At 32.6% G+C, this 24,364-nt stretch carries 28 protein-coding genes and 2 pseudogenes; 15 read left to right on the top strand and 15 right to left on the bottom strand.

The genetic code is table 11. From position 1 onward, the window contains the following. Nucleotides 1–455 precede the first annotated feature (455 nt). Nucleotides 456–794, top strand: coding sequence for a transcriptional regulator, SarA/Rot family (locus CD036_RS08250; RefSeq protein WP_002509528.1), 339 nt, complete (start codon nt 456–458; stop codon nt 792–794). Nucleotides 795–879: 85 nt separating this feature from the next. On the opposite strand, the gene CD036_RS08255 is transcribed toward CD036_RS08250, so the two are convergent. The 3 genes from CD036_RS08255 to tadA all read right to left on the bottom strand — a co-directional run bounded on the left by CD036_RS08255 (nt 880) and on the right by tadA (nt 2,926). After that, nucleotides 880–1,446 carry an NADPH-dependent FMN reductase gene (locus CD036_RS08255; RefSeq protein ID WP_002509527.1) on the bottom strand — a complete coding sequence of 189 codons (567 nt, stop codon included), beginning with the start codon at nt 1,444–1,446 and terminating at the stop codon, nt 880–882. Between the two features lie 18 nt (nt 1,447–1,464). Beyond that, nucleotides 1,465–2,334 (bottom strand): Cof-type HAD-IIB family hydrolase, encoded by an 870-nt coding sequence (locus CD036_RS08260; RefSeq protein WP_002509526.1) that lies wholly within the window; start codon nt 2,332–2,334, stop codon nt 1,465–1,467. Nucleotides 2,335–2,434: 100 nt separating this feature from the next. Further along, nucleotides 2,435–2,926 (bottom strand): tRNA adenosine(34) deaminase TadA, encoded by a 492-nt coding sequence (gene tadA, locus CD036_RS08265; RefSeq protein WP_002509525.1) that lies wholly within the window; start codon nt 2,924–2,926, stop codon nt 2,435–2,437. A 62-nt stretch (nt 2,927–2,988) separates the two neighbouring features. Between tadA and CD036_RS08270 the strand changes: the two genes are divergently transcribed. Further along, the gene (locus CD036_RS08270; protein WP_021459104.1) at nt 2,989–3,606 is read left to right on the top strand and encodes a deoxynucleoside kinase; all 618 of its coding nucleotides are present in this window, start codon (nt 2,989–2,991) and stop codon (nt 3,604–3,606) included. Next, complete coding sequence (locus tag CD036_RS08275) at nt 3,599–4,267, top strand: deoxynucleoside kinase (RefSeq protein ID WP_002509523.1); 669 nt, start codon at nt 3,599–3,601, stop codon at nt 4,265–4,267. The genes CD036_RS08270 and CD036_RS08275 overlap by 8 nt, the downstream gene beginning before the upstream one ends. A 50-nt stretch (nt 4,268–4,317) precedes the next feature. Here CD036_RS08275 and CD036_RS08280 read toward each other — a convergent pair whose 3' ends face one another. The 5 genes from CD036_RS08280 to CD036_RS08300 all read right to left on the bottom strand — a co-directional run bounded on the left by CD036_RS08280 (nt 4,318) and on the right by CD036_RS08300 (nt 8,832). Beyond that, nucleotides 4,318–4,707: a UCP033725 family protein gene (locus tag CD036_RS08280; protein WP_002509522.1), complete on the bottom strand. Its 390-nt coding sequence runs from the start codon at nt 4,705–4,707 to the stop codon at nt 4,318–4,320. Nucleotides 4,708–4,781: 74 nt separating this feature from the next. Beyond that, nucleotides 4,782–5,471 (bottom strand): HAD family hydrolase, encoded by a 690-nt coding sequence (locus CD036_RS08285; protein ID WP_103388411.1) that lies wholly within the window; start codon nt 5,469–5,471, stop codon nt 4,782–4,784. A gap of 233 nt (nt 5,472–5,704) precedes the next feature. After that, nucleotides 5,705–6,781 (bottom strand): branched-chain amino acid aminotransferase, encoded by a 1,077-nt coding sequence (locus CD036_RS08290; protein ID WP_103388412.1) that lies wholly within the window; start codon nt 6,779–6,781, stop codon nt 5,705–5,707. Nucleotides 6,782–7,118: 337 nt separating this feature from the next. Then, the gene (locus tag CD036_RS08295; protein ID WP_021459101.1) at nt 7,119–8,285 is read right to left on the bottom strand and encodes an aminotransferase class I/II-fold pyridoxal phosphate-dependent enzyme; all 1,167 of its coding nucleotides are present in this window, start codon (nt 8,283–8,285) and stop codon (nt 7,119–7,121) included. Between the two features lie 19 nt (nt 8,286–8,304). Further along, a complete protein-coding gene (locus CD036_RS08300) occupies nt 8,305–8,832 on the bottom strand; it encodes a sodium:solute symporter family transporter (RefSeq protein ID WP_227006523.1) in 528 nt (175 codons plus the stop codon). An 11-nt stretch (nt 8,833–8,843) separates the two neighbouring features. Here CD036_RS08300 and CD036_RS13420 point away from each other — a divergent pair. The 3 genes and pseudogenes from CD036_RS13420 to CD036_RS08310 form a co-directional block, all read left to right on the top strand. Further along, nucleotides 8,844–8,924 (top strand): annotated as a pseudogene (locus tag CD036_RS13420) (hypothetical protein); the annotation flags it as partial. 57 nt (nt 8,925–8,981) lie between these two features. Beyond that, nucleotides 8,982–9,143 (top strand): hypothetical protein, encoded by a 162-nt coding sequence (locus CD036_RS13315; RefSeq protein WP_021459099.1) that lies wholly within the window; start codon nt 8,982–8,984, stop codon nt 9,141–9,143. Between the two features lie 4 nt (nt 9,144–9,147). After that, a complete protein-coding gene (locus CD036_RS08310) occupies nt 9,148–9,432 on the top strand; it encodes an LOG family protein (RefSeq protein ID WP_258027394.1) in 285 nt (94 codons plus the stop codon). A gap of 87 nt (nt 9,433–9,519) precedes the next feature. Here the strand turns inward: CD036_RS08310 and CD036_RS08315 are convergent, their stop codons facing one another. Then, the gene (locus CD036_RS08315; protein ID WP_021459097.1) at nt 9,520–10,806 is read right to left on the bottom strand and encodes an MFS transporter; all 1,287 of its coding nucleotides are present in this window, start codon (nt 10,804–10,806) and stop codon (nt 9,520–9,522) included. Nucleotide 10,807: 1 nt separating this feature from the next. Continuing rightward, nucleotides 10,808–11,566 (bottom strand): glycerophosphodiester phosphodiesterase family protein, encoded by a 759-nt coding sequence (locus CD036_RS08320; protein WP_103388414.1) that lies wholly within the window; start codon nt 11,564–11,566, stop codon nt 10,808–10,810. 220 nt (nt 11,567–11,786) lie between these two features. Here CD036_RS08320 and CD036_RS08325 point away from each other — a divergent pair, with 220 nt between their 5' ends. Further along, nucleotides 11,787–11,993: a helix-turn-helix domain-containing protein gene (locus CD036_RS08325; RefSeq protein WP_103388415.1), complete on the top strand. Its 207-nt coding sequence runs from the start codon at nt 11,787–11,789 to the stop codon at nt 11,991–11,993. Between the two features lie 92 nt (nt 11,994–12,085). Here the strand turns inward: CD036_RS08325 and CD036_RS08330 are convergent, their stop codons facing one another. Together CD036_RS08330 and cstR are read right to left on the bottom strand one after the other, a co-directional pair. Next, complete coding sequence (locus CD036_RS08330) at nt 12,086–12,841, bottom strand: sulfite exporter TauE/SafE family protein (protein ID WP_103388416.1); 756 nt, start codon at nt 12,839–12,841, stop codon at nt 12,086–12,088. After that, nucleotides 12,841–13,101: a persulfide-sensing transcriptional repressor CstR gene (cstR, locus tag CD036_RS08335; RefSeq protein ID WP_019468539.1), complete on the bottom strand. Its 261-nt coding sequence runs from the start codon at nt 13,099–13,101 to the stop codon at nt 12,841–12,843. Before cstR ends, CD036_RS08330 begins: the two co-directional genes overlap by 1 nt. 137 nt (nt 13,102–13,238) lie before the next feature. Between cstR and cstA the strand changes: the two genes are divergently transcribed. From cstA to CD036_RS08365, 6 genes are all read left to right on the top strand, one after another. Further along, nucleotides 13,239–14,306 (top strand): persulfide response sulfurtransferase CstA, encoded by a 1,068-nt coding sequence (gene cstA / locus CD036_RS08340; protein ID WP_103388417.1) that lies wholly within the window; start codon nt 13,239–13,241, stop codon nt 14,304–14,306. Nucleotides 14,307–14,336: 30 nt separating this feature from the next. Beyond that, the gene (gene cstB, locus CD036_RS08345; RefSeq protein ID WP_103388418.1) at nt 14,337–15,671 is read left to right on the top strand and encodes a persulfide dioxygenase-sulfurtransferase CstB; all 1,335 of its coding nucleotides are present in this window, start codon (nt 14,337–14,339) and stop codon (nt 15,669–15,671) included. Nucleotides 15,672–15,841: 170 nt separating this feature from the next. Continuing rightward, nucleotides 15,842–16,435, top strand: a complete 594-nt coding sequence (locus CD036_RS08350) for a recombinase family protein (protein ID WP_103388419.1) — start codon at nt 15,842–15,844, stop codon at nt 16,433–16,435. Continuing rightward, nucleotides 16,407–17,849 (top strand): TnsB C-terminal domain-containing protein, encoded by a 1,443-nt coding sequence (locus CD036_RS08355; protein WP_103388420.1) that lies wholly within the window; start codon nt 16,407–16,409, stop codon nt 17,847–17,849. Before CD036_RS08350 ends, CD036_RS08355 begins: the two co-directional genes overlap by 29 nt. Further along, nucleotides 17,842–18,657: an AAA family ATPase gene (locus CD036_RS08360; protein ID WP_103388421.1), complete on the top strand. Its 816-nt coding sequence runs from the start codon at nt 17,842–17,844 to the stop codon at nt 18,655–18,657. The genes CD036_RS08355 and CD036_RS08360 overlap by 8 nt, the downstream gene beginning before the upstream one ends. Before the next feature lie 254 nt (nt 18,658–18,911). Continuing rightward, nucleotides 18,912–19,463 carry a recombinase family protein gene (locus CD036_RS08365; RefSeq protein ID WP_103388422.1) on the top strand — a complete coding sequence of 184 codons (552 nt, stop codon included), beginning with the start codon at nt 18,912–18,914 and terminating at the stop codon, nt 19,461–19,463. A gap of 87 nt (nt 19,464–19,550) precedes the next feature. On the opposite strand, the gene CD036_RS08370 is transcribed toward CD036_RS08365, so the two are convergent. Next, entirely contained in the window at nt 19,551–20,588 is a 1,038-nt protein-coding gene (locus CD036_RS08370) for a 2,3-butanediol dehydrogenase (protein WP_002508690.1), read from the bottom strand. A 196-nt stretch (nt 20,589–20,784) separates the two neighbouring features. On the opposite strand from CD036_RS08370, the pseudogene CD036_RS08375 reads away from it, so the two are divergent. Beyond that, nucleotides 20,785–21,459: pseudogene (locus CD036_RS08375) on the top strand (IS6-like element IS257 family transposase). 230 nt (nt 21,460–21,689) lie between these two features. On the opposite strand, the gene CD036_RS08380 reads toward CD036_RS08375, so the two are convergent. After that, complete coding sequence (locus tag CD036_RS08380; protein ID WP_167868116.1) at nt 21,690–22,586, bottom strand: glycerophosphodiester phosphodiesterase; 897 nt, start codon at nt 22,584–22,586, stop codon at nt 21,690–21,692. Between the two features lie 140 nt (nt 22,587–22,726). Here CD036_RS08380 and glpT point away from each other — a divergent pair, with 140 nt between their 5' ends. Then, a complete protein-coding gene (gene glpT, locus CD036_RS08385) occupies nt 22,727–24,085 on the top strand; it encodes a glycerol-3-phosphate transporter (protein ID WP_103388423.1) in 1,359 nt (452 codons plus the stop codon). A gap of 141 nt (nt 24,086–24,226) precedes the next feature. Here glpT and CD036_RS13030 read toward each other — a convergent pair whose 3' ends face one another. Next, nucleotides 24,227–24,322: a type I toxin-antitoxin system Fst family toxin gene (locus CD036_RS13030; RefSeq protein WP_107365925.1), complete on the bottom strand. Its 96-nt coding sequence runs from the start codon at nt 24,320–24,322 to the stop codon at nt 24,227–24,229. Between the last annotated feature and the right edge of the window lie 42 nt (nt 24,323–24,364).

Here is a 24,364-nt window from a genome sequence, read left to right on the forward strand (position 1 = left end):
GCCGGAAACTTGGTCAGTTTTAGCCATCCATGTCGAAGTAAGACAACGCAATCCATTTAATAAATTCAGATTTCTATCCCACCCCCATTTTGTTAATTTGTAAATAAAAGCATTATTTATTAATATTTTAACAATATCTAGATTATCAACATTTTATATAGTAAATATTTAGCTACTAAGAGTAAAAAAACTTTATTTCTATCTAGTCAAAAAAATATTACAATAATGGGCATATAGTAAATACTTATATGGCTACTACTTAATACCTGTTAACCATCTTATTTTAAATTTATTTTCCACCTATTATACATACATTAAAGTGACACAATGTTCGATAACACACTATCATTTCACACACAGAAATAACTCAGCTTAATTGATTTTTTATATAGCCGGAATTTATTAAAAATCCGACTCACTGACATTGTCACTTTATTCATTGGAGGTTTTATATTATGAATATTATTCATTACGAAGAAAAACGTACTTTAATAAAACGATTAATCAAGCAAGATTTAAATTTAACATTAGTTGAAATTGTTATATTAGATAAAATTGCGACAATTAATAAGCACAGCATCGAAGCAACTGAATTAAAACAAGCACTGTACAACAAAAACACACCCATTTCAACACAACTCAGTAACCTTATCGCTTTAGGTTTACTCAAGAAAGAACGTGATTTACACGATGAACGCCGCATACACTTATATGATATTCAATTAGCTAAAATCAACAACTTACTTTTACGGTTCAAAGAAATTGTTAACACTGTAATTATGACGCCACAATAAAAGCTACTTAAGTACGACGCCTTACGTAGACCGATGTAACTGTCTCTAACGCAAACATCATATTTAAGTAGCTAAGAAAAATGGTTTATTTTAAATGTTCATATGGACTATTTTGAGCAAATGAAACAATTTGATCTACGAACAATCTCGCACGTAATTGGAACTCTTCATTTGCTAAATAATATGTACCATCATCTAATTTTTTATAATCAGAGTCATGTGTAGCAATTTGAGTTGGTATCGCGATACCTAATAATGTACGGACGATCAAACGTAAATGAGATAGTGGTTCTGCACTGACAATTCCACCACTGTTACCAATTAAGCCAACTGGTTTCATTTTAAAATCATCCATAGTTAAATGATCTAACGCATTTTTTATAATACCAGAGTACGAACCGTGGTAGTTTGGTGTACCTAGCACGAAAAAGTCCGCTTCGCGTGCTTTAGTTTGTAGCTCTTGTAAATTTGCTTTGTAAGTTTCTAGAGGCGCTAACGCTCCTGAAACATCTAACTGATGTATAGGTTTATCAGCTAAATCAAAAATTTCTACTTCAAAATCATGCGTTTCAAAATGACCTTTCAAATATTTTGATAACGCTGTTGTATGAGAGCCAACTTTGGCACTTCCAACAATTATTAAACCTTTCATTTATGTCACCTCATAGTATTATTTGTTACATTCTGCAAGCAATTTCATGATGGCTTTGCCCACACCACTGTTTTCATTTGTTTCAGTGATATATTTAGATGCTGCTTTCACTTCTTCAGTACCATTTGACATTGCTACCGGATAACCAACACGTTCTAACATAGAAATATCATTGAGATTATCTCCTATCGCCATAACATTATCCATATCAATATGTAGTTTTTCGGCAATTGTAGCTAATGCAATTCCTTTTTGAGCATCCGCATGTGTGATTTCAATATTCCCTCTAGAAGAAGAAGAAACAGCTAGACTACCAGACTCGGCCAACTTAGCACTGACACGATCAATCTTCTCCAAATCGCTATCAAATGCTAATATTTTCATGACGATTTCTCCGGGAGTTTCTTTAATTTTATCGTAGTTTTCCACCACTTTTAACGTACCATTATCAATACGTTTTTGAATACCAGCTTTAATCTTTTCAACATCTGCTTGTTGACCTGCACGTTCTGCAATATCGATATAAATTTCTAAATCACGTTCTGGATTTTCCGTATAAATACCAATATTCGTATAGATTTGATAATAAATATCTTCACTGTTCAGTTCACCAGTAATTCTATCAATTAACTCACGGTTTAAATTTGAAGTACTACTAATATTGAAAGATTCATCCCTAACTTCTGCACCATTCAAACATATATATGGTACTTTTAAATCAGTTTGTGCAACGGGTGTACTCGCTTCATAAAAAGCTCTTCCTGTGGCAATAACTACTGTGATACCTAGTGATTGCGCATAATGAATCGCATTTATATTCTCCTCTGAAATCTCATGTGCCGCATTTAATAACGTCCCGTCCATATCTGTTGCAATTAAATTTATCATTATTAATGACCTCATTTCCTTCTTTTCTCAATCACACAAACACTATGAATTATTCTCATTTGCCACAAATTTGTAACACATTATATAGTTTAACAAATCTTTAGCTATTTGTATTATCCTCTGTTCGACTGATTTTTTTCTGTTTTCTAATGTTTTTAAAAAAACACGTTAACATTTCAGCACAACTTTGCTCTAATATACCAGATGTTACACTGGCACGATGATTAAATCGTGCTTCTTGTATTAAATCCATCAAGCTACCGCCACATCCACCCTTCGGATCTGGTGCGCCATACACAACATGTGGTATACGACTCATAACAATAGTCCCTGCACACATCACACAAGGTTCCAAAGTAACATACAATGTACAACCTTCTAAGCGCCAACTACCTATTACTTCAGCTGCCTTTTGAATTGCAATATGCTCTGCATGCGCTGTTGGGTCTTGCAAAGTTTCTCTCAAATTATGTGCTCTAGCGATAACTTCTTCATCTTTCACAATGATTGCACCAATCGGTACTTCTCCAATATTATTTGCTTTGCGTGCTTCTGCCAACGCAATTTCCATATAAAATTCATCTCTTGTCATGGGTCTTACTCCTCACATATGGTACAATACTTATTGTCTATTTTAACATTGGAGCGTTAATTATGAAAAACACATTTATAGCAATAGAGGGACCGATTGGTGTCGGTAAATCCTCATTAACACATAAACTCAGTTGTGAGTTCAATTTTTACGAAGAAAAAGAGATTGTCGATGAAAATCCTTTTTTATCAGAGTTCTATGAAGACATTTCAAAATGGAGCTTCCAAACCGAAATGTTTTTCTTATGTAATCGATATAAACAATTTCAAGACATTGCCCAAATTCAAAATGGTATTGTCAGCGATTATCATATCCACAAAAATAAAATATTTGCACATAACACACTTACACCTGTAGAGTTTGAAAAATTCTCCCGTATCTATGATATTTTAACTGAAGACTTACAAATGCCTAATATGATTATCTTTCTGGATGCCGACTTACAAGTGTTAAAGTCACGAATTGCACAACGCAATCGTAGCTTTGAGCATCAAATTTCAGATGACTATTTATTATCATTGAAACGAGATTATAATCAATATTACGATACGTTAAAAGCTGAAGGTGCGAATGTCATTAAAATTGATACGACCCATCTTGATTTTGTACAACACGCAGATGATTATGCTTATATATTAAATTTAGTGAAACCCATGATTGGAGGAAATGTACATGAATAATTACGGTATACCACAAGACGCAGTGATTACCATTGCGGGTACAGTAGGTGTAGGTAAATCAACGTTAACTAAAGCATTAGCCGAACGCTTAAACTTCCGTACTTCTTTTGAGAACGTAGAACATAACCCATATTTAGATAAGTTTTATCACGATTTTGAACGTTGGAGCTTTCATTTACAAATATATTTCTTAGCCGAACGTTTTAAAGAACAAAAACGTATGTTTGAATATGGTGGCGGCTTTATTCAAGATCGTTCTATTTATGAAGATGTCGATATTTTTGCGAAAATGCACGAAGAACAAGGAACTATGACTCCTGAAGATTTCCATACGTATTCTGAATTATTTAATGCTATGGTTATGACACCATACTTCCCAAAACCAGATGTCCTTATTTATTTAGAATGTGATTATAATGATGTCATTGAACGTATTAAACAACGTGGCCGTCAAATGGAAATTGACACAGATCCTGCATATTGGCAAAAACTATTCCAACGCTATGACAATTGGGTTAGCGAATTTAACGCTTGTCCAGTAGTCAGAGTTAACATCAATGAATATGACTTACATGATGACCCAGACTCCCTTGACGGTGTCATCAATAAAATCAAAACAGTTATTGATACTTATAGAAACGTAGATCAACGACAACATTAAATATTCAACCTAAAAAGAGGAGCTATGAGTAAACTCATGCCCCTCTTTTTTTATTCTAAATGATGTCGATGAATAATTTTTTCTATGTCTTCTTCAGCCACCACTGCACTATAATAATCATCAAGTGATGCAACTAAACCAAACGTATTCGCTTTTTCTTGATCATTTGTACCTATATAATGATTGCCTTCATTATCTTGATAATAGTCAAATATAGCCCCTTGATATCGTGCTTCTTGAAACAACTCATATAACTCATCTAACTTATCACGTTGCACATGTTTATAATACAGCGTATGTAATGTGTGTGTTGTAGTTTCTGCTTGAAATCCCTTTAGTTCGCTCGCTGCATCTTCTGTAACAAGCAACACTTCACTACCACTTATATCAACAACTTTATATGTTTCGCTTTGATATACAGCATACTTCCCATCAATCACGTCTCTCACCTCTGTTATAAAAAAGTCATAATATACGTTTCGTATATTATGACATATCTTAGAAAACTCTACTATTAATTTAATATATCTAACACTTGATTGGCAGTAGGTAAAATATAATCTGCTTCTGTAAACGTTTCTTTAATATCCACACCCGTTAATACTGCAACACTAAGCCCAAGTTGTGCATTTTTCCCAGTTTTAATATCATTAGCTGTATCACCGACGATCATAACATCAATTGAATCGACATCATAGTTATCAAATAATGGTTTTAGCACCTCTGGATTAGGTTTCTCTACTGCATTTGCTTCAGTTGAAATAACCACATCAAAGTATTTATGCATATTTGTATCAGTTAAAAATTGTTCGACACCTTTTTTCGTATCGCTAGTAACAATACCTAGTTTATAGCCCTGCTGATGTAAAGCTTTGACTGTTTGATCGACACCTTCTACCCACACATTTTCAGGCACACGTTGATCAACTAATGTTTGACTTCGTTGTTGTGCCCATGATGAGACATCTTGACCTGCTAGGTTATCAAAGGCATTAATGATTTCATCTAACGAGCCAGACGCCATAACTGTACCTTGTTGAATTTCATTATTCACGATACCTAATCGCTTATAAGCCTCTGTCACATCACCTATAGCCGATTCATATTGTATCATAAAGTCATCTACTAATTGGAGACCAATCTTCATCCAACTCCTATCAAAATGTATCAATGTGCCATCTTTATCAAATAAAATCCATTTCATAAGTGCCTACTCTCCCATACTTACATCCATTTTATTAAGTTCATATCAATTATGCCATGCTATAGCATAACTATTAGTATTATACTTTCTCATCATATCAAAAAATGATACTCAATTTAATTAAAAAAGAAGTAGCGCTGAAATCAATAGATTTTCATGCCCTACTTCACTGTACTATGTTACAATTTTAGTTAATTTTTGCGTCTAATAATATTAGTTATAACATAAAAAGTTTAATATTTAGGAACAACTACTCTCCAATTTTGTGGATCAGCTAATTGACCACTTTGAATGCCAACATAGTTGTCATAAAGTTTTTGCGTAACTGGACCTGTTTCATTATTATTAATAATAATTTCTTGTTCACCATACTTCAATTGGCCTACTGGTGAAATAACTGCCGCTGTACCTGTACCAAACACTTCAGTTAACTCACCTTGTTTATGAGATTCAATTAATTCCTCAACGGATACACGGCGTTCTTCTACTTCATAACCTAATTGATTGGCTAGCTCAATTACCGATTTACGTGTAATACCTGGTAAAATACTGCCATTCAATTCTGGTGTTATAACTTTACCATTTTCGACGAAGAAGATATTCATACTGCCAACTTCTTCTACATATTTTTGTTCCACACCATCTAGCCATAACACTTGATCATAACCTAATTTAGAGGCATTCGTTTGCGCTAATAAACTCGCTGCATAGTTACCTGCTACTTTAGCATGGCCAACGCCACCACGAACTGCACGCACATATTCATCTTCTACATAAATTTTAGTTGGACTTAATGATTCACCACCATAATAAGAACCAGACGGCGATAAAATGATAAGTAATTTATAAGAGTAAGATGGACGTACTCCTAAAACACCTTCTGTAGCAAAGACATAAGGTCTTATGTATAATGATTGTCCTTCACCTTCTGGTACCCAATCACGTTCAATATCTACAAGTTGTTTTAATCCTTCTAACACTGTCTCTTCATCTACTTGGGGCATTTCTAATCTTGCTAAAGAGTGATTGATACGTTTAAAGTTTTCATCAGGTCTAAACAAGACAACTTCGCCATTATGTTTGTATGCCTTCAAACCTTCAAATACAGCTTGACCATAATGTATTGCTTGAGCGGCTGGAGAAATTTCAATTGGACCATACGGCACAATTTGTAAATTATGCCATCCTTTATCTAAATCATAGTCGTAGCTCAACATATAGTCAGTGAAATACTTTCCAAAACTTAAATCAGTTGGATCAGGTTTTTCTTTAAGATTTTCACGTTGCACAAATTCAATTTTTTCTGACATAGCGTATTCCTCCAGTATATTCGTAATTCATATGTATTATAAAGTATATCAATCCATATAGTCGCATTCAATAATTTTCAAAAAATTTAAACAAATTGACTAATAAGAAACAACGACCTTTGCGTTATAGAGGTCTAATCAATAGATTATCTACTCTACATATTATTTTAATTGGCTAATCAAGATAATTCTTACGAATAAAACTGCCACTCATATTTATTTTCAAATATATCTAAACTTTTAAAATAAGCTAATAACTATATTAAATGTGCCTATCTACTTGCGATACGTTAAATGATGTTTCAACATAAAATTACAAACAATATTCTTTTGCTTATTAATTTACTTGCTTATCATAGTTTGCTAAAAATCGTTGTAGTCTATCACATGCTTCTGCTATTTCTTGCATAGTACAAGCAAATGACAATCTAATATGTCCCTCACCAAATTGTGAAAATGATTTCCCTGGTACTACGGCTAGTTGCTCACTTTCTAAAAGCTCCGTACAAAATTCAAATGAATTTGGATTATATTGACTAATATCAGGAAAAATATAAAAAGCACCTTCTGGTTTTTCAACAGGTAAACCCATCTTTTGAATTCGACTATATATATAATTACGTCGTTCCACATACGCTTGACTCATTTTTTTAATATCTTCATCACCATGTTTCAATGCGCTGATTGCTCCATATTGACTTGGTGTAGCAACACATATTGAATTATATAAATGTACAGCTGTTACTTGCTCAATTAGATGGGGCGTAGAGAGTACATAACCTATTCTTGCACCCGTTAATGCATGGGATTTAGATAAGCCATTTATTACAAATAGTTGATTGCGAATTGCTGGAAATTCCATAAATGAGCGATGTTTCCGTTCATAAACATTTTCACTGTATATTTCATCGGTAATAATATAAATGCCTGTACCTTTTAGTACATTGACAATCGATGCTATTTCATCATAAGTCAGCGTCGTGCCTGTTGGATTTGTAGGATAATTAAAAATAACTGCTTTCGTCTTTTCAGTAATAGCTTGTTCAAGATTGTTCGCCGTAGGTTTAAAATTTGTAGTTGTGGTATCTACCAATTTAGTATCACAACCTGCTAATTTTATAATAGGTTCATAACCTAAATACGTAGGAGAAGGCAAAATCACTTCATCACCCGGATTTAATATTGTCCTCAATACGTCATCTATACCTTCAGAGCCCCCATTAGTCACGACAATTTCATTTTCAGGATTAAAATATGTTTGATGCCTGTTAAAAGTATATTCTGAAATAGTTTCTCTTAACTCCAACAGACCTTTGTTATGTGTGTAACGTAATTTGTTGTCTGTTATTGCCGCAATCATTGCTTCTTTAATATATTCAGGTGGGTCAAATCCTGATTGCCCTAAGGTTAAATCAATCGTATTTTCATATTGATCAACTTTATTTGCAAATTGACGGGTACCAGGTACTTCAATATCATAAATATATTGATTTAATGGCTTCATCGAAAAACCTCCTTTTATTTCACTCGGTACGCGTTGAATCAATACTATTCTTTTTCTTTGCTACGTTATTATCATAATACGATATACCTAGTAAAGTAAGTGTGTTTAAAATAATCGCATAAATAATTGTTCCGGTTGAACTTGGACCAACAATAATTAAAGATAAAAAAACTGTAATAATACTAACTAGAATTGCCAAAAATGCTGCTCTACCAGTAATCCATTTGAAAAATATTCCTAACATAATTGGCATAAAAATAGCTCCTGTTAAAATAGCATAAGCGATATCGATTGCAACGAGCACTTCTTTAATCGACATTGCAATTACAATGGCAATAATAGCAAGGCACAAAGTCGTTATACGCGTTAATAATAAAAACATTTTGTCCTCGATATTTTTAAAGAAAAACGGCTTTAATAAATCATTGGCAATAATGGTAGCTGATGCGAGTAATGTTCCAGAAGCAGTAGACATAATAGCAGCTGCGAGTGCTGCAAATACAATGCCTAATAAACCGGGTTGTAATGTCTCAAATGCCATATGCATAAATACATTTTGTGTATAAGGAAAATTTAGTTTACTGCGATTTATTTGAACACCTCATATTACACACGCTAATTGCGAAAGAATCTAATGGTATTCATGGACTAGCAGGATATCTTGTATTCATCTTACCCAATATTGAGGAATGGTATGTGAGTGAAATAGATCCTATACTAGAATGGCAAAAGTATTGTAAAGATAAGGCTAACTTATCAAAAGAATATACTGAACAATTATTAATAGAGATTGATAAAAAAGTAAATAATACTGATATGTATAAACAATATAAACAAGAAATATCTAAAAATATCTAAATTCATAGAATTAGGGCAAGCTTGCATAGCTCTTCCTGGGGGCCCAGGTACTTTGGAAGAAATAACAGAAGTGATATCTTGGGCAGGTGTTGGCAAAAATGATAGTCCTTGTATATTCTATAACATAAACAGTTATTATCATCCAATGGAAAATATGTATGATGACATGGTTCAAAATGGCTTTTTAACTATAACTGATAGAGAAAAAACACTTTTTAGTAATTCTTTAGATTCTATAGAAGAATTTATTTCTAATTATGAAAAACCAGTAGTACGTAGTTATAAATAAAAAGCAGCGATAATTATCGCTGCTTTTTTAATACCTTTGAAACCTCGTTTATTGCAGTGGTGGAGTAAAAAAGTACACCTAATTCACTTATATAGTATTTCCGCTTTTTCGTTTGTTAATAATAACTAATAATAAGGAGGATAAACTACCTAAAATAGCTATTCCTATACCTATTTTAAATATCAATTCGTAAGCAACGATTTTATCATCAGAATACAAATCAAGTAATGACCCATTCATGGTATAAACCCAAAATATTGGAGCGTAAGCAACAAAAGATCCTATGCTCATTGCAGACCCCATATATTTCTCAGGTATCTTAAGTTCTGCTATCGGAGCTAAAATAACGCTTTTAGATAAAAAGGTAGTTACTGAGAATAAGATTAAAAGTACAAAACTGAAAATCATATCCACTTTAAAAAATACAACAATCGATAATGTGACAGCCGAAATTAATAAAGCAACAGAAATCATTTTAGATGAGGATTTAAAAACGAAATCTGAAACAACTCCAGCTACAAGCCCCATTAAAACGCCCATTAAACCAGTATTAAAAATCCCAAATAATGCTGTTTGCGACGTCGATAAATTATACATGTTTTGTAAATATGGGACACTATAGATTAAAATTATGTAACACCAATATATAGTTAAAGCACTGATTGAAGCAAGCCAAACCTTTGGTTTTGAGAAAACAAAAAAGATTCCCTTAAGCGCTTCGAGTGACTTATTTGATGTATCACTTTCATTGATTTCTCCCTCTACGGCTATACCATTCTTAGGTACATACTTAATAATTAAGAAAATAAGAGGTATTATTAATAAATTATATATCAACATACCTCCTTTAAATATAATAAGTCCACTAAAGAGTGCCATAACAGCAACGATTAATAAATTCATTAGCATTTCTTCTGCTCGTCTCACCGATTCTAAGAGACCAAAACCGAGTGCACGTTTATTTTCGTTAGTAAATAAAGTAACTCCATTTAATACTGCTGGCCAAAAGAAAGCGTCCACTATTCCCCATATAATGGCAATTATTTTTAAAATACTAAATGAGGGAGAAAACATTATTACGACAGTCATGGTAACAAAGCGAACGACCAAACCAAAAATTAATATAGATTTAACAGAAAACCTGTTGTTTATCCATCCGCCAGGTATATAGAAAAATACAGATATACCAATTAAACTAAATATAACGCCTAACTCTGAATTAGATATGTTCAAAACTTCAAGTAATAAATTGTAAAAAGTTCCTTTGAAGGCTTCAAAACCTGAGTATATAAGTTGTCCTGCTGTTAAAACAGAAAAGAAACCTACTAGGTCTTTTCTATTTTTTAAGCCTAATTTTTCAATTAACATATTCATATTACTGCACCGTTTCTTCCGAACTTAGGTGTAGTAACTCATTGGCTATATCTGTAAATATGCCGTTTACGCCCCAATTAAACAGTTCGTTAGCTCTTTCTTTATCGTTTACTGTCCAAACATTTAAAGTATAACCTTGAGTAATAATATGATTAACCTTTTCTTTTGTTAATCCTTTATCCTCTATATGTATAGTTTTAGATCCTAAATAATCGACGATTGATTGCCAATCTGGATAAAATGCATGTTCTTCAAATAAAACAGCTCTTTCAACTTCAGGCAATGATTCTTGAGCTAATTTTAATAACGTAAAATTAAAACTAGATATAAGCACTTTAATATTGTCATTCAATAAACCAAGATTTTCTTTTAAAAGTTGGATTAACTTTTTCGATTGGTTTACACTATTATTGCCTGTAACACCTTTCAATTCAATATTCACATTAAGATCATATTTGTTTACAATATCGATTAATTGTTTGAATGTAGGAACTGTTTCTTTATTGTATTGTTCCCCGAACCATAGTCCAGCTGAAGCATTTTTAATATCTTCATAATATGATTTAGATACTTCACCCGTCGTGTTTGTTGTTCTATCTAAAAAGTCATCATGTATAATAATTAATTCTTCATCAGCTGTAATAGCTATATCTATTTCTATCCAATTTAAACTATCAATTTCCCCACATTTTACAAAAGAAGCTAATGTATTCTCTGGTGTGATTTTAGGTAAACCTCGATGTGCAAATATTGTATTCATTTATAAGACTCCTTATTATTTTATTCGACAATATATGATACTACATTATGTAAACGCGTCCAACACCTTTTTCAAAATTTGTTAATAATGTTCAATTTATATTTAACATTATTAACAAAGAGGGCATATAGAAACAAATTAATAATATAAAAAAGACTTCTTAGAATTGATGTGCACCCCAATAGTTAGATTTTTAGTCTAACTTTTGGGGTGTATTTTTATGGGTAAACATTATAAATATGAATTTAAATTAAAGGTAGTTCAAGAATATTTAAATAGTTCATTAGGTTATAGAGCATTAGCAAAGAAATATGAAATATCGACTAAAAGTTTAATCGAAAGATGGATTGCACAATATAAAGAATTTGGACCCGAAGGGTTAAGTAAACGATCGTTTTTGACACAAAACCTCTCACTTTTACAGTGAGAGTGTTATTTTACTTGCTATATGAGAATGTTTTAACTTTATAAATAAGAAAGAGAAGTACAACTAATATTAGTTGTACTTCTCTTTCTTATTTATAAAACAATTTGAATAATTGCAATAATAATTAAAATACTGATGATCCACTTTTGTAAAAAACTAGGGACTTTTTTACCTAATTTTAAACCTAACGGAGCGAAAATAATACTCCCTATTATTAAAAATAACGCATCTTCTAAAGGAATGTAACCTTGTATAAGTTTAATGATAAAGGCGCCAATTGAAGATATAAAAGCAATTACTATACTATTAGCAACTACCGTATTCATTGGTAATTTGAATAAAACTAGCAATATAGGAATAATAATAAAAGCGCCGCCTGCTCCAACTATACCTGAAATGATACCAACGAAAAGACCAACCATAACTAATAATGGTTTGTTAAAGGAAGACTGATTTAAATTCGGTTTTACGTTAATAAACATTAAAATTAATGCGAGTAAAGCAATGATAATATATATCGTATTTACAAATGCAGCATTAAATAAATTTGCTAGGAGTGCGCCTAACATGCTCCCTGTAATCATACCTCCACTCATATAAATAACTAATGGTGGGGAGAATTCTGTTTTTTTTCGCGCTTTTAATGACCCACTTAAAGTACTGAAAAAGACTTGACTGGAAGTAAGTCCTGATGCGATGTATGCACTGTATGCAGGAACGCCAAATAGTGGTGGTAATAATAAAATGGCTGGATAAATAATGATAGCACCACCTATACCTACTAGGCCCGAAATAAAGCCCCCGAACACCCCAATAAGTAACATCATAATAACAGTTGAAATATCCATTATTTACTTTTTACCAATAAGTTAACGGCTTCATTAATCAATTCTTCAGAATTTTCACCATTATCCTCTGCTGCTTTTACACATTCTATTAAATTTTCACTAATGATAATTCCCATCAAACGTTGGATTGAACTTTTTGATGCACTGATTTGAGTAATGACATCTTTACAATCTTTTTCTTCTTCCATCATTTTAATAACGCCATTGAGTTGTCCTTGTATTCTATTAATACGATTAATCATTTTTTTATCATAATGCATAGTTATTTCCTCCACTTTTAATTGAATAAAGTCATAATAAGCGATAAAAGCAAAAATGTCAAATACCCCATATGGTATTTGACATAATATAAATGATTAGTTAATATACCCATATAGGTATTTATTAGGAGGTTACTATGAAACAATATAACGAAAAGCATATCAATAATTTCAGTAAACAAGAATTAGAAAAATTAGGCGCACAAGGTCAACTGATTGACGTTAGAACACAAGAAGAATTTGAGCTTGCACACATAAATGGTGCGACATTACATCCTGTAGATAAGATTGAATCGTTCAATAAAGATAAAAACACAACCTACTTTGTACACTGTAAAAGTGGTACCAGAAGTGCTAAAGCGAGCGAATATCTAGCTGAACAAGGCTACGACATTGTTAATTTAGACGGTGGCTATAAAGCGTATGAAGCAAAAAACGACGATGATAATACATTCGAAGAAAATACTAATGTAGCAATTAAAGCAGAGCGTAAACAATTTAACTATAGTGGTCTTCAATGTCCAGGTCCAATTGTAAACATCAGTAAAGAAGTGAAAAATATTGAAGTAGGCGAGCAAATAGAGGTTACAGTCACAGATTCTGGATTCCTTAGTGACATTAAAAGCTGGGTCAAACAAACAGGACATACGTTAGTTAAACTGGATGAAGGTAATAATGGAATTAATGCCATTATTCAAAAAGAAAAACCAAAAGACTTGGAAGTGAACCATACTGCCAAAGGTACTACAATTGTGCTATTTAGTGGTGAGTTAGATAAAGCAGTGGCAGCAATGATTATTGCGAATGGTGCTAAAGCTGCAGGAAGAGATGTAACCATCTTCTTTACTTTCTGGGGACTTAACGCGTTGAAAAAAGCGCAAACAGTTAACGTTAAAAAGAAAGGTATCGCAAAAATGTTTGATTTTATGTTGCCAAAAACACCTTTGAAAATGCCACTCTCTAAAATGAATATGTTCGGTTTAGGTAATATCATGATGCGCTACGTAATGAAAAAGAAAAACGTTGATTCATTACCATCACTCATTAATCAAGCGATAGCTCAAGATATTAAATTAATCGCATGTACCATGAGCATGGATGTCATGGGCATTACAAAAGAAGAATTAAGAGATGAAGTTGAGTACGGCGGTGTAGGCACTTATATAGGTGATACTGAAAACGCGAGTCATAATTTATTTATTTAATTAAATCTATCAAAATAAGGAGTTCTTTATATGTTTTTCAAACAATTTTACGATAACAATTTATCTCAAGCATCTTATTTAGTTGGCTGTCAACGCACAGGAGAGGCAATAATAATTGATCCTGTACGTGACTTAACAAAATATTTGGAAGTTGCAGATAGTGAAGGTTTTACAATTACACAAGCTGCAGAAACCCATATTCACGCTGATTTTGCTTCAGGCATTAGAGATGTGGCAGAACAATTAAATGCAAACGTATATGTATCTGGAGAAGGTGACGATGAATTAAGTTATCGTAATATGCCAGAACAAACACATTTTGTTAAACATCAAGATATTATTCATGTAGGTAACATTAAATTAGAAGTATTGCATACACCTGGTCATACCCCTGAGAGTATTAGTTTCTTACTCACTGATGAAGGGGGCGGCTCAAGTGTTCCAATGGGCTTGTTTAGTGGCGATTTTGTTTTTGTAGGTGATATTGGGAGACCGGATTTACTAGAAAAGTCAGTTCAAATGGAAGGCTCTACAGAAGTTAGTGCGAAACAAATGTATCAATCTATAGAAAGTATTAAAGATTTACCAGATTATCTTCAAATTTGGCCAGGGCACGGTGCTGGAAGTCCTTGTGGTAAGGCATTAGGTGCGGTACCAATGTCTACGCTAGGTTATGAAAAAATAAATAACTGGGCGTTTAATGAAACTGATGAAAGCAAGTTCATTGAAACGTTAACATCAAATCAACCAGCACCACCCCATCACTTTGCACAGATGAAAAAAATTAATCAGTTTGGTATGAACATGTATCAACCATACGACGTTTTTCCTAGTTTAGATAATGCAAGAAGAGCTTTTGATCTTCGTAGTAAAGAAGCCTTTCATGGTGGTCATACTGAAGGTACAATCAATATTCCCTACAACCAAAACTTCATTAACCAAATCGGTTGGTATTTAGACTATGAAAATAGTATAGATTTAATTGGTGATAAATCTACCGTTGAGCAAGCAACACATACTTTACAATTAATTGGCTTTGATAATGTAGCAGGTTATCGTTTACCAAAATCAGAAATTTTAACCCAATCCATCCATAGCGTTGATATGACTGGTAAAGAAGAATATATACTTGACGTACGTAATGAAGAAGAGTGGAATAATGGGCACTTAGATCAAGCAGTCAATATTCCGCACGGTAAATTATTAAATGAAAATATTCCATTTAATAAAGAGGATAAAATATACGTACATTGTCAGTCAGGTGTTAGAAGTTCAATCGCCGTGGGTATCTTAGAAAACAAAGGATTTGAAAATGTCGTAAATATTAGAGAAGGCTATCAAGATTTTCCAGAATCATTAAAATAATTTAAGAGTGTACAGAAAACAACCATTTTCTGTACACTCTCTTTTTATAGCTGAATAAGTAAGTATTTCATATATTTGAGTGTTCAAAAACTCAACAAAAAATCTATGTTCATAAAAGACCTCGGAATTAAGCTATGGTACACTAGATATGTATATAGGAGGTTTGTATTTTGAAAATAGGTTATGCAAGAGTTTCAACTGGATTACAAAATTTGAATTTACAGGAGGATCGATTAAATGCATATGGTTGCGAAAAGATATTTAACGACCATATAAGTGGTTCAAAAAGTAAGCGACCTGGTTTAGATAAAGCAATTGAATTTGCGAGATCAGGAGACACGATTGTTGTTTGGAGACTAGATAGACTAGGACGTAACATGGAGGATTTAATCACATTAGTTAATGGACTTAACGAACAAGGGGTGAGTTTTCATAGTTTAGAAGAAAATATAACTATGGATAAATCAAGTTCTACAGGACAATTATTATTTCATTTATTCGCAGCATTTGCAGAATTTGAACGAAATTTAATTTTAGAACGTTCTTCAGCTGGCCGAATTGCAGCACGTGCTAGAGGTCGCTATGGAGGTAGACCAGAAAAGTTAAACCCAAAAGATTTAAATTTACTTAAAACACTTTATGATAATGGCACACCAATCAAAACAATTGCGGAGCAGTGGCAAGTTTCACGTACAACAATTTATCGTTACCTCAATAAATTGGAGGATAAGGAAGATGAAAAACAAGGAGAAGTATCTAACTAATTTTTCTGAAGCCAAGCGTAAAGAAGCTACTCAAAAGTACAATATTATAAAACCTTTTATCCTAGGCGAACAATCTTTATCAGTCATTTCAAAAAGTAAAGGTATTGCATTAAGTACCCTTTATAGGTGGAATAAGTTATATAAAGAACATGGGCTTAAAGGGTTAATTTATACGACAAGAGCCGATAAAGGAACACATAAAATAGAGCCAAATATAATTGACAAAATTGAACGCCTTGCACTTAAGAATAAAAGAAATAGTATTGCTACAATTCATAGGAAAATTGCTAATTATTGTATAGAGAATAAATTTGATAAACCCAGCTATAAACAAGTTTATAGTGTTATTAAAACAATGCCTAAGTCTGTTATTGATTTCTCTCACAAAGGTGAAAAATATTATCAAAATAAGTACGATTTAATACAAATAAGAGAATCCTCAAGCCCCAATGAAATATGGCAAGCCGACCATACTTTGCTAGATATTTATATATTAGATCAAAAAGGTAACATCAATAGACCATGGTTAACCATTATTATGGATGACTATAGTCGTGCCATTGCAGGCTACTTTATAAGTTTTGATGCTCCTAATGCTCAAAATACAGCATTAACACTACACCAAGCAATATGGAATAAGAATAATACCAATTGGCCAGTATGTGGTATACCCGAAAAATTCTACACAGATCACGGGAGTGACTTTACCTCGCATCACATGGAACAAGTCGCTATTGATTTGAAAATTAACTTGATGTTTTCAAAAGTTGGTGTCCCTCGTGGTCGCGGGAAAATAGAACGGTTTTTTCAGACAGTTAACCAAACTTTCTTAGAACAACTTCCTGGATATATAAACAATAATGATACTCCTAGCGATTTAATAGATTTTCAAAATTTCGAAGAAAAATTACGATACTTTTTAATTGAAGATTATAATCAAAAAGAGCACAGTGCTATCCAGAGCACTCCTATCAATCGGTGGAACAGTAATCACTTTTTCCCTAATATGCCAAGCAGTTTAGAACAACTTGATTTATTATTATTAGAAATACCTAAATCTAGAAAAATTCATTCAGATGGCATTCATTTTCAAGGCTTTAGATACAGTAATACAAACCTAGCTGCTTATGTAGGTGAGTATGTATTAATTCGTTACAATCCCAATGATATGGCTGAAATACGCGTTTTTTATAGAGATGAATTTCTTTGTACAGCAATATCCCCTGATTTAGCTGATTATTCAATTGATATAAAAGATATACAACACGCACGTAATCAGAGAAGAAAACACTTAAAACAAAACATTGCTAGTCCAAGCACCACTGATTTAATTAAGGAAGAAAAAAATTATGGTTATTCACCTCAAGAAACGACTAAAAACGTCAAAAAATTAAAGAGGTATCGTAATGACTAAAAATCAGAATTTCATTGAAACGAAAGAGTATAAACGATTTGCTGAATTTTGCGACGCTTGTATTAAATATCAATATATTGGTATTTGTTATGGTCAGCCTGGTGTCGGAAAAATTTTATCTTCAAGATATTATACAAATTGGGATACTATTGAAAAACAAGTTAATCATAGAGGCTGGGAAGATTTAGCTAGTAAAACGACAGATGATATTTTATCAGTAGATAAGATATTCTATACTGCTCCTGCTGAAAAACAAACAAGATTAAGCAATGATTTATATAGCATTAGTGCAAGTATTGATTTAGGTCAAAAATTACATGTCGTAAATAAGTACGGCCATGATCATAGTAAACATTATAGTGAGACATTTAAATGTATTAACCTAATCATAATAGATGAAATTGATAGGCTTAAAGTACAACATTTAGAACAATTAAGAGCTATCTATGATGAACGTAATTTAGCAATGATATTTATTGGTATGCCAGGTATAGAGAAAAAGTTATCTCGTTATCCCCAACTATATTCGCGTATAGGTTTTGCACATGAATTTGATAATCTAAGTAAAGATGAGACACATCACATATTAGAATATAAATGGCAAGATTTAGGATTTGATTTAAAACTGGAAGATTTTACAGATTATGAGGCAATAACAACGATTATTAAGATTACAAAAGGGAACTTTAGGCTGATTCATCGCTTATTTGCGCAAATAGACAGAATTATGGATATAAATGGTTTAGATAAAATAAGTACAGAAGTCGTAGAAACAGCTAGAGATAGTTTAGTTATTGGTATTCGTTAGTAGAAAAGCACCGTACTCTATTAAAGTGTACGGTGCTTTTTCCCATTTATTAGATAAAACCATTCTCATATAGCAAGTAAAGTGACAAGGAGGTTTTTCTTGGATATTTAAGTCTATAAACTTGTGCTATAATCAATGTATCATAAATATCAAAAATCATGAGTTTTTAGACGATGAGAGACGCGTTTATTTGCATCGAGAATTAGATTTCGTTAATAAGTACCCATAAAACGATTAAAAGAGGTGGTATTCAAATGGCTAAAATTGGTTATGCACGTGTATCAACACAAGATCAAAGTCTTGATGGACAGATTGATACACTTGAGGAATATGGTTGTGAACGTATCTTTAGCGAGAAAGCGAGTGGCCGTAAAACGAATAGAACAGAACTTGATAAATGCTTAGATTATTTACGTGAGGGAGATATTCTAGTGATTTATAAACTAGATCGTCTTGGACGTACAACGAAACAATTAATTGAGTTATCACAATGGTTAGATGAAAACAGCATTGACTTACATATTATAGATATGAACGTATCAACGAAAGGTGCGATGGGCAAGATGTTCTTTACCATGATGAGTGCTTTTGCGGAACTTGAAGCTAACCTACTAAGTGAACGTACGAAAAAAGGACTAGAAGCTGCGAGAGCAAGAGGACGAAAAGGTGGACGCCCTTCATTGCCCGACCATAAGAAGAGAGAGATTAAATTCTTATACGATGAACAAAAACTTACTGGAGAAGAAATTGCTAAACAAACAGGAGTGAGTCGTTCTACTGTATATAGAATAATAAAAATGAAGTAGTAAAAACAAATAATCACAGGAAGAAAACTAATGAAAGGAGAATCTCTAATTTGAAGATTCTCCTTTCATTAGTTTTTATAACCTATATTATAATTTAACGAGAATTTTTGCTTGTGATTTATCGTTTACAAGTTGTTCAAATCCTGACTCTACAATATCATTTAACTCAATTTCATCAGTAACGACGTCTTTTACTTTTAAATTACCTTCGTTAATTAAGTCTATTGTTTGTTGAAATGTAGTAGGTGTATAAGCAATCGTTGAAGTAAGTTTTACACCTGTATTCGTTAATTGCATTGGATTCCATTCAATAGGATGGCCGAATATAGAAACTATAACAACAATACCTCTTGCTTTAGTAACATCTATTGCAGATTTAAGTGTTGGCGCTACACCAGCTACCTCAAATGCTACATCAACGCCATTATCAGTGTATTTACTAATAATATCACTTGGGTTTGATTCACCAGAATTTATCGTATGAGTAGCACCTACTGATTTAGCTTTATTAAGTCGTTCTTCCGATAAATCGAAAACAAATATTTTGCTAGCACCAGCTGCTTTGGCTGCTATAGTTGTTAATAAACCGATTGGCCCTGCACCAAAAATAGCAACAGTATCGCCAAATAGAACTTCTCCTTCTTTAATTGCTTGAACTGCAACAGCCGTCGGTTCTACAAGGGCGCCTTCTTTATCAGAAACATTATCTGGTAATTTATAAACATTCTCTTCTGGGGCGTTTGTAAATTCTGCAAATCCACCATCAGAACCTAAGCCTATAAATGAATAACCATCATAAAGATCAATATTTTCTTCTTTTTCACGATTTGAAACTGTAGGATTAATGACAACACGATCGCCTTTATTAAATTTTGTAACCTTAGAACCAATATCATCTACTACACCTGCAAATTCGTGGCCTAATGTAACGGGCGCTTTTTGGCCAAGGAACGGGTCAGGTTTGTCTGTTGAAATAAATATAGGGCCTTCTAAGTATTCATGTAAATCTGTACCACAAATGCCAGCCCAAGACACTTTAACTTTAACCTCATTATCTTGTAACTCTTTAGATTTTCGATCTTCAACTCGTACATCCTTTTGACCATACCAAACTGCTGCTTTCATTGATAAAACCTCCTTGTTTTAGTTAATTTAATAGTATGCCTTTTAAAAGTTATTTTCAAATAAACTAACCTTTTAATATAGTGTTTCTAAATTATTATATGATTAGAGTGTACCTTAAAAATACACAAAACGAATTTTTTGGTTCTGTTGCAAAGTTGAATTTATAGTATAATTTTAACAAAAAGGAGTCTTCTGTATGAACTATTTCAGATATAAACAATTTAACAAAGATGTTATCACTGTAGCCGTTGGCTACTATCTAAGATATGCATTGAGTTATCGTGATATATCTGAAATATTAAGGGAACGTGGTGTAAACGTTCATCATTCAACGGTCTACCGTTGGGTTCAAGAATATGCCCCAATTTTATATCAAATTTGGAAGAAAAAGCATAAAAAAGCTTATTACAAATGGCGTATTGATGAGACGTACATCAAAATAAAAGGAAAATGGAGTTATTTATATCGTGCCATTGATGCAGAGGGACATACATTAGATATTTGGTTGCGTAAGCAACGAGATAATCATTCAGCATATGCGTTTATCAAACGTCTCATTAAATAATTTGGTAAACCTCAAAAGGTAATTACAGATCAGGCACCTTCAACGAAGGTAGCAATGGCTAAAGTAATTAAAGCTTTTAAACTTAAACCTGACTGTCATTGTACATCGAAATATCTGAATAACCTCATTGAGCAAGATCACCGTCATATTAAAGTAAGAAAGACAAGGTATCAAAGTATCAATACAGCAAAGAATACTTTAAAAGGTATTGAATGTATTTACGCTCTATATAAAAAGAACCGCAGGTCTCTTCAGATCTACGGATTTTCGCCATGCCACGAAATTAGCATCATGCTAGCAAGTTAAGCGAACACTGACATGATAAATTAGTGGTTAGCTATATTTTTTTACTTTGCAACAGAACCAACTTTACAATGAAGTTGGACCTTCACAATGGGTAACTGCTTAATATAATTTTTAAACACAAAATGATCAAAAATTAATACTGTTTAAAATAAGTCACGAACTGCAATTTCTCACAAGAAAAACTCTCTTCATTATGAAGAGAGTTTTTTTAATACTATATAATTAATGATTCATTTTAAATTGATATATTTATCAATATAATTAGAAAATACGCCATCAACTCCAATATTTAACATTTGTTGCATGTCTTTTTCAGTATTCACAGTATAAGGATGTACTTTCAAATTATAATTATGCAATTTCTGTACCATTTGTTCATCTAAATCACTGTAATCTGGCCCTACCCCTATAGCATATGATGAAATGAATTTTAGATCTTTAGAGGTAAACGTTGACAATTTATTTTCATCTACTAATTGGACTAATGGGATTTGATTATTCATATTTGCAACTTTTAATAAACTTTCTTGTGAAAATGATTGAATGACAACTTGACCTTTATTTAATTTTTGATCACTTAATAAATTGTGTTTTTCTAAACTATGTAACAGTTTCTCTTCCATTCCTGGATAAACATCTGGTGATTTCGTTTCTATATAATAGTTGGCATTATCGCCATAACGGTCTAGTATTTCTTCTAAAGTAGGGATTTTTGCCCCTTTATATTCTTTTTTGGCATATTTTGGATATTTTTTATTAAACCAACTTCCAACGTCCATTTGTTTTAACTCTTTGGTAGTATAATCTTCAACTCTTCCTTTATGACCTGTAGTACGTTCAACATCTTCATCATGCATTGCAATCAAATTACCATCTTTAGTCATTTGTAAGTCTAATTCAATATAATCCGCATTAAATTCTTTATGAGCTTTATCATAAGAATCAAATGTGTGCTCAGGAGCATAACCACTAGCTCCGCGATGTGCTATTGAAACATTATTATCTAAAATATTTTCATTAACCTTATCTTTTGAAGAAGAAAAACCACTCGCACTGACAATACTAGTATTGAAAGATGTAAAAATCACAAAAATACATAATAAATAAAACATTCTTTTTATATTCATTCTCTTTTCATCTCCTTAAATATTTTCATTTAGCTTAGCAAAATAAAATTGCATTGACAACGCTTACTTATTCACTTAAACTCGATTTGCAATTACTTTTCGTAAATATTATATAAAAATTATAAAAAGGAGGGATTATCATGTTCGATTTCTTAAAACCAGCTAAACATATCGATCCATTGCCATCAGAAAAAGTGGATGATACATATAAAAAATTGCGACTTCAAGTGTTTTTAGGTATTTTTATAGGTTATGCTGGTTATTATTTATTGAGAAAAAACTTCTCTTTGGCTATGCCTTCATTAATTGAACAAGGTTTTAGTAAAGGAGAGTTAGGTATTGCACTTTCTGCAGTTTCCATTGCTTATGGTTTTAGTAAATTCGTGATGGGAACCGTAAGTGACCGAAGTAATGCTAGAATGTTTTTAACTTTAGGGCTCATATTAACAGCTATTGTTAATTTACTGCTTGGGTTTGTTCCATTCTTTACGTCCAGTATTACTATTATGTTTATAATGCTATTCTTAAATGGTTGGTTTCAAGGCATGGGCTGGCCACCTTCAGGTCGTGTGTTAGTCCATTGGTATAGTGTAAGCGAGCGCGGAAGTAAAACTTCAATTTGGAATGTAGCTCATAATGTTGGGGGCGGCTTAATGGCTCCAATAGCCACATGGGGGATTTCCATGACTGCTTTATATAACTTTGGATACTTAAAAGGATTTGAAGGCGTTTTTATTTACCCAGCTTTATTAGCAATTATTATTGCAATCATTTCTTATGCTTTAATTAGAGATACACCTCAATCTCAAGGTTTACCTCCTATTGAAAAATATAAGAATGATTATTCTACTTCATCTAAAGAAACGCTTGAAACAGAATTAACTACGAAAGAAATATTATTTAAATATGTACTTAATAATAAATGGGTATGGGCTATTGCATTTGCGAATATTTTTGTTTATTTCGTACGTTACGGCGTTTTAGATTGGGCTCCAACATACTTAAGTGAAGAAAAACAATTTGATTTAAATGCTTCAGGATGGGCTTATTTCTTATACGAATGGGCTGGAATACCTGGTACTCTACTCTGTGGTTACTTATCAGACAAACTTTTTAAAGGGCGTCGTGGCCCAGCTGGTTTTTTCTTTATGCTAGGCGTAACAATATTTGTATTAATATACTGGTTAAACCCACCAGGAAATCCATGGTTAGATAATGTTTCTTTAATCGCTATTGGATTCCTAATATACGGTCCCGTAATGTTAATTGGATTACAAGCCTTAGATTATGTGCCTAAAAAAGCCGCAGGTACTGCAGCTGGATTGACAGGACTATTCGGTTATCTGTTTGGCGCAGTTATGGCTAATATTGTATTAGGTTTCGTAGTTCAGCAATTCGGATGGGACGTTGGTTTTATTTTACTAACAGTGATTAGTATATTAGCAATGTTAAGTTTCATTTTAACTTGGAACAAACGAGGACAAGAACAAATTGACTAACATAATTTTGCATTCCTATCCACTATGGTGTTATAATGTAAATAACAAATATGGTGCTAAGCATGATAAACACCGAGCCCGATAACTATTCACAGTAGTTATCGGGCTCTTTTTTGGTGTATTGACTATGTCGTCGTTTAATTATCTATCACGCTTATTTAGCCAATAAGAAAATAACGTGAGTATAACCCCTACTATTATAGGAGCTATTAAAGATACAAATATGATGCTGAACATGAGTTCACCTCCTTCCATGCTAATTACAGCACAGAAGTAAAA

It is taken from the genome of Staphylococcus arlettae (assembly GCF_002902345.1).
GTDB classification, from domain to species: domain Bacteria; phylum Bacillota; class Bacilli; order Staphylococcales; family Staphylococcaceae; genus Staphylococcus; species Staphylococcus arlettae.

What these genes read in the sequence shown, in the direction of transcription:
- CD036_RS08285 (WP_103388411.1), bottom strand. Translation starts at nt 5,471, where the DNA reads ATGAAATGGATTTTATTTGATAAAGATGGCACATTGATACATTTTGAT.
- CD036_RS08275 (WP_002509523.1), top strand. Translation starts at nt 3,599, where the DNA reads ATGAATAATTACGGTATACCACAAGACGCAGTGATTACCATTGCGGGT.
- CD036_RS08330 (WP_103388416.1), bottom strand. Translation starts at nt 12,841, where the DNA reads ATGGATATTTCAACTGTTATTATGATGTTACTTATTGGGGTGTTCGGG.
- CD036_RS08360 (WP_103388421.1), top strand. Translation starts at nt 17,842, where the DNA reads ATGACTAAAAATCAGAATTTCATTGAAACGAAAGAGTATAAACGATTT.
- CD036_RS08370 (WP_002508690.1), bottom strand. Translation starts at nt 20,588, where the DNA reads ATGAAAGCAGCAGTTTGGTATGGTCAAAAGGATGTACGAGTTGAAGAT.
- CD036_RS08250 (WP_002509528.1), top strand. Translation starts at nt 456, where the DNA reads ATGAATATTATTCATTACGAAGAAAAACGTACTTTAATAAAACGATTA.
- CD036_RS08320 (WP_103388414.1), bottom strand. Translation starts at nt 11,566, where the DNA reads ATGAATACAATATTTGCACATCGAGGTTTACCTAAAATCACACCAGAG.
- CD036_RS08365 (WP_103388422.1), top strand. Translation starts at nt 18,912, where the DNA reads ATGGCTAAAATTGGTTATGCACGTGTATCAACACAAGATCAAAGTCTT.
- CD036_RS08295 (WP_021459101.1), bottom strand. Translation starts at nt 8,285, where the DNA reads ATGAAGCCATTAAATCAATATATTTATGATATTGAAGTACCTGGTACC.
- CD036_RS08290 (WP_103388412.1), bottom strand. Translation starts at nt 6,781, where the DNA reads ATGTCAGAAAAAATTGAATTTGTGCAACGTGAAAATCTTAAAGAAAAA.
- CD036_RS08255 (WP_002509527.1), bottom strand. Translation starts at nt 1,446, where the DNA reads ATGAAAGGTTTAATAATTGTTGGAAGTGCCAAAGTTGGCTCTCATACA.
- tadA (WP_002509525.1), bottom strand. Translation starts at nt 2,926, where the DNA reads ATGACAAGAGATGAATTTTATATGGAAATTGCGTTGGCAGAAGCACGC.
- CD036_RS08270 (WP_021459104.1), top strand. Translation starts at nt 2,989, where the DNA reads ATGAAAAACACATTTATAGCAATAGAGGGACCGATTGGTGTCGGTAAA.
- glpT (WP_103388423.1), top strand. Translation starts at nt 22,727, where the DNA reads ATGTTCGATTTCTTAAAACCAGCTAAACATATCGATCCATTGCCATCA.
- CD036_RS08300 (WP_227006523.1), bottom strand. Translation starts at nt 8,832, where the DNA reads ATGCATATGGCATTTGAGACATTACAACCCGGTTTATTAGGCATTGTA.
- CD036_RS13030 (WP_107365925.1), bottom strand. Translation starts at nt 24,322, where the DNA reads ATGTTCAGCATCATATTTGTATCTTTAATAGCTCCTATAATAGTAGGG.
- CD036_RS08355 (WP_103388420.1), top strand. Translation starts at nt 16,407, where the DNA reads ATGAAAAACAAGGAGAAGTATCTAACTAATTTTTCTGAAGCCAAGCGT.
- CD036_RS08380 (WP_167868116.1), bottom strand. Translation starts at nt 22,586, where the DNA reads ATGAATATAAAAAGAATGTTTTATTTATTATGTATTTTTGTGATTTTT.
- CD036_RS08260 (WP_002509526.1), bottom strand. Translation starts at nt 2,334, where the DNA reads ATGATAAATTTAATTGCAACAGATATGGACGGGACGTTATTAAATGCG.
- cstR (WP_019468539.1), bottom strand. Translation starts at nt 13,101, where the DNA reads ATGCATTATGATAAAAAAATGATTAATCGTATTAATAGAATACAAGGA.
- cstA (WP_103388417.1), top strand. Translation starts at nt 13,239, where the DNA reads ATGAAACAATATAACGAAAAGCATATCAATAATTTCAGTAAACAAGAA.
- CD036_RS08315 (WP_021459097.1), bottom strand. Translation starts at nt 10,806, where the DNA reads ATGAATATGTTAATTGAAAAATTAGGCTTAAAAAATAGAAAAGACCTA.
- CD036_RS08325 (WP_103388415.1), top strand. Translation starts at nt 11,787, where the DNA reads ATGGGTAAACATTATAAATATGAATTTAAATTAAAGGTAGTTCAAGAA.
- cstB (WP_103388418.1), top strand. Translation starts at nt 14,337, where the DNA reads ATGTTTTTCAAACAATTTTACGATAACAATTTATCTCAAGCATCTTAT.